Source organism: Aeromonas sp. QDB34 (assembly GCF_027705405.1).
GTDB classification, from domain to species: Bacteria; Pseudomonadota; Gammaproteobacteria; order Enterobacterales; family Aeromonadaceae; genus Aeromonas; species Aeromonas hydrophila.
Window position 1 is genome coordinate 1 of the sequence record NZ_JAPDBT010000050.1, and the last position, 3,698, is coordinate 3,698.

The window sequence follows — 3,698 nt, forward strand, 5'->3', positions numbered from 1 at the left end:
GGGGAGCCCGCAGAATTCGGAAAAAATCGTACGCTAAGGTTTTCCGGGCATCCGTAAGGGCCGAAACTTCCCGTCTTCCAGTCTGCGGCTCTGCCGCCAGACGTAATCGCCGGTTAGGTTGATGTGCTCCCAGCCCAGCGGCGACAGGAATTGCAGCAGCTCGCCGTCCACCGGCTTGCCGGCCTCGACCAACCCCTGGGTGGCGCGTTCCAGGTACACCGTGTTCCACAGCACGATAGCCGCCGTCACCAGGTTGAGGCCGCTGGCCCGGTAGCGCTGCTGCTCGAAGCTCCGATCCCTGATTTCCCCAAGGCGGTTGAAGAACACCGCCCTGGCCAGCGAGTTGCGCGCCTCACCTTTGTTCAGGCCGGCATGCACGCGGCGGCGCAGTTCAACACTTTGCAGCCAGTCCAGGATGAACAGCGTGCGCTCGATCCGGCCCAGCTCGCGCAGGGCCACGGCCAGTCCGTTCTGGCGCGGGTAGCTGCCGAGCTTGCGCAGCATCAGCGAGGCGGTGACGGTGCCCTGCTTGATCGAGCTGGCCAGGCGCAGGATGTCGTCCCAGTGGGCACGCACGTGCTTGATGTTCAGGGTGCCGCCGATCAGCGGGCGCAACGTCGGGTAGGCTTGCACGCCCTGCGGCACGTACAGCTTGGTTTCGCCGAGGTCGCGGATGCGCGGCGCGAAGCGGAAGCCTAGCAGGTGCATCAGGGCAAAGACGTGATCGGTGAAGCCGGCCGTGTCGGTGTAGTGCTCCTCGATCCGCAGGTCGGACTCGTGGTACAGCAGGCCGTCGAGCACATAGGTGGAATCGCGGACGCCGACATTCACCACGCGGGTGCTGAACGGCGCGTACTGGTCGGAGATATGGGTATAGAACAGCCGTCCCGGCTCGCTACCGTACTTCGGGTTGACGTGCCCGGTGCTCTCGCCCCGGCCACCCGCGCGGAAGCGCTGGCCATCGGAGGATGAGGTCGTGCCGTCGCCCCAGTGGGCGGCAAAGGCGTGGCGATACTGGTGGTTGACCAGCTCGGCCAAGGCCGCCGAATAGGTTTCGTCGCGGATGTGCCAGGCTTGCAGCCAGGACAGCTTGGCGTAGGTCAGGCCGGGGCTCGACTCGGCCATCTTGGTCAGCCCGAGGTTGATCGCATCACCGAGGATTGCGGACAGCAGCAACGTCCTGTCTTTGGCCTCGGCCCCGTCCTTCAAGTGGGTGAAGTGGCGGCTGAAGCCCGTCCAGTCGTCCACGTCCATCAGCAGTTCGGTGATCTTGATGCGCGGCAGTAACTGGCTGGTTTGGTCGATCAGCGCCTGCGCCCGATCCGGCACCGCCGCATCCAGCGGGGTGATTTTCAGCCCTGACTCGGTGAGGATGGCATCGGGCAGCTCGTTGTCCTTGGCCAGGCGGGTGACGGTGGCCAACTGCTCGTCCAGCAGCTGCAAACGCTCTTCCAGGTACTGGTCGCTGTTCGGGTTGATCGCCAGGGGCAGGGCCTGCTCGCGCTTGAGTGCGGCGAACTTCTCGGCCGGCAGCAGGTAGTCGTCGAAGTCGCGGAACTGCCGCGAGCCCTTGACCCAGATGTCGCCGGAGCGCAGGGCGTTCTTCAGCTCGGACAGGGCGCAGATTTCGTAGAATTTCCGGTCGAGGCCTTCCGGGGTGATCACCAGCGGCTTCCAGCGCGGCTTGATGAAGGCCGTGGGTGCATCGGCCGGCACCTTGCGCAGGTTGTCGGCGTTCATCTCACGCAGGGTCTGCACGGCTGCCAGCACGCCTTGCGCGGCCGGCGCGGCGCGCAGTTCCAGCACCTCCAGCAAGGCCGGCGTGTAACGGCGCAGGGTGGCGAAGTTCTCGCCGACCAGGTGCAGGTGGTCGAAGCCTTCCGGCCGGGCCAGCAGCTCGGCCTCGCTGACGCTCTCGGTGAACTCGTCCCAGGGAATCACCGCCTCGATGGCGGCATAGGGGTCGCTGCCGCTTTCCTTCGCTTCCAGCAGCGCCTGGCCGATCCTGGAGTACAGGCGCACCTTGTCGTTGATCGCCTTGCCCTGCTTCTGGAACTGCTGCTGATGCTTGTGCTTCGCGCCGCTGAACAGCTTGACCAGGATGCGGTCATGCAGATCGACCAGCTCATCGATCACGGTCGCGGTGCTCTCCAGCACCACGGCGGCCAGGGTCGCGTAGCGGCGCTGCGGCTCGAACTTACCGAGGTCTTTGGGCGTCATCTGCCCACCCTCGCGGGCCAGCTTGAGCAGGCGGTTCTGGTGGATGTGCCGGCCCAGGCCTTCGGGCAAGTCCACCAACTGAAATGTCTTCAGCCGCTCGATGTGTTCCAGCATGTGCCGAGAGTTGGGTTTCAGCGGTGCCTGGCGCAGCCAGGTCAACCAGGTGATGCTGCTGCCGGCCTTGAGCTTCAACAGCTCGTCCAGCTTGGCCCGATGCGAGTCCGTGAGTGGTTCGACCAGGGCGCGGTAGACCCGCCGATTGGCTCGCGCAATGGCTTCCGAGCAGGCCCGGTCAATCACGCTCAGCGCCGGCAGGATGCGTCGTTTCTGCCGTAGGCTCTCCAGGGCCTGACCGGCCAGCAGCAAGCCTTTGTCGGTCTGCTGGGCCAGCTCGGTTAGCTCGCGCACCAGGGCGCGGAAGTCGGACAGGCCGAACGGGGCCAGTTGCAGGTAGGTGCGCAGTTCCTGGGCATGCTCGCGACGGGTCACGTCGCGCTCGCCGTACTTTGCCCAGCTCGCCGGCTCGGCCTGGACTTGCTTCGCCACCCACAGGATGACCGGCTCGGGCAGCTCGCTGTCTGTTCCCAGCGCGTAACCGGGGTAGCGCAGCAGGCAGAGCTGCACGGCGAAGCCGAGGCGGTTGGCGTCGCCGCGTCGCTGGCGGATCAGCGACAGGTCGGAGTCGTTGAAGGTGTAGTAGCGGATCAGGTCATCCTGGCTTTCCGGCAGCGCAAGCAGGGTGTCCCGCTCCGTGGCCGAGAGGATCAAGCGACGCGGCATGTGTCAGTCGTCCGTGCGGAGGTACTGGTAGAGGGTTTCCCGGCTGATGTTGAACTCGCGGGCAAGCTGCGCCTTGGGCTCGCCGGCCGTCGCTCGCTGCCGCAGGGTAGCAGCCTGCTCATCGGACAGGGCTTTCTTGCGGCCCCGGTACGCGCCACGCTGCTTGGCCAAGGCGATGCCCTCACGCTGCCGCTCGCGGATCAGGGCGCGCTCGAACTCAGCGAAGGCCCCCATCACCGACAGCATCAGGTTGGCCATCGGCGAGTCCTCGCCAGTGAACACCAGGCCCTCCTTCAGGAACTCGATGCGCACGCCGCGCTGAGTCAGCTTCTGTACCAAGCGACGCAGGTCATCGAGGTTGCGGGCCAGCCGATCCATGCTGTGCACCACCACTGTATCGCCTTCGCGGACGAAGCTCAGCAGCGCTTCGAGCTGGGGGCGCTGGGTGTCCTTGCCCGATGCCTTGTCGGTGAACACCTTGCTCACCTGGGTTTGTTCCAGCTGGCGTTCCGGGTTCTGGTCAAAGCTGCTGACCCGGACGTAGCCGATGCGGTGCCCCTGCACGATGTCTCCTTGGTTGAAGGCGGCTTAAGTGCACTTTCTGTTCCGTTGTGCCTCAAAGCCCATTTCTGTCAGGCTGAAATCTATAACCTTCGCGGGCATGTGTCAAAAAATGGGAAAGCAGACTCTATTCTGAC

At 65.0% G+C, this 3,698-nt stretch carries 2 protein-coding genes; both read right to left on the bottom strand.

The window, feature by feature from the left end; all coding sequences use genetic code 11:
* Positions 1 to 33 precede the first annotated feature (33 nt).
* A complete protein-coding gene (locus tag OKC29_RS22885) occupies positions 34 to 3,000 on the bottom strand; it encodes a Tn3-like element TnAs1 family transposase (protein ID WP_001138014.1) in 2,967 nt (988 codons plus the stop codon).
* A 3-nt stretch (positions 3,001 to 3,003) separates the two neighbouring features.
* A complete protein-coding gene (locus OKC29_RS22890; RefSeq protein ID WP_001161490.1) occupies positions 3,004 to 3,564 on the bottom strand; it encodes a recombinase family protein in 561 nt (186 codons plus the stop codon).
* Between the last annotated feature and the right edge of the window lie 134 nt (positions 3,565 to 3,698).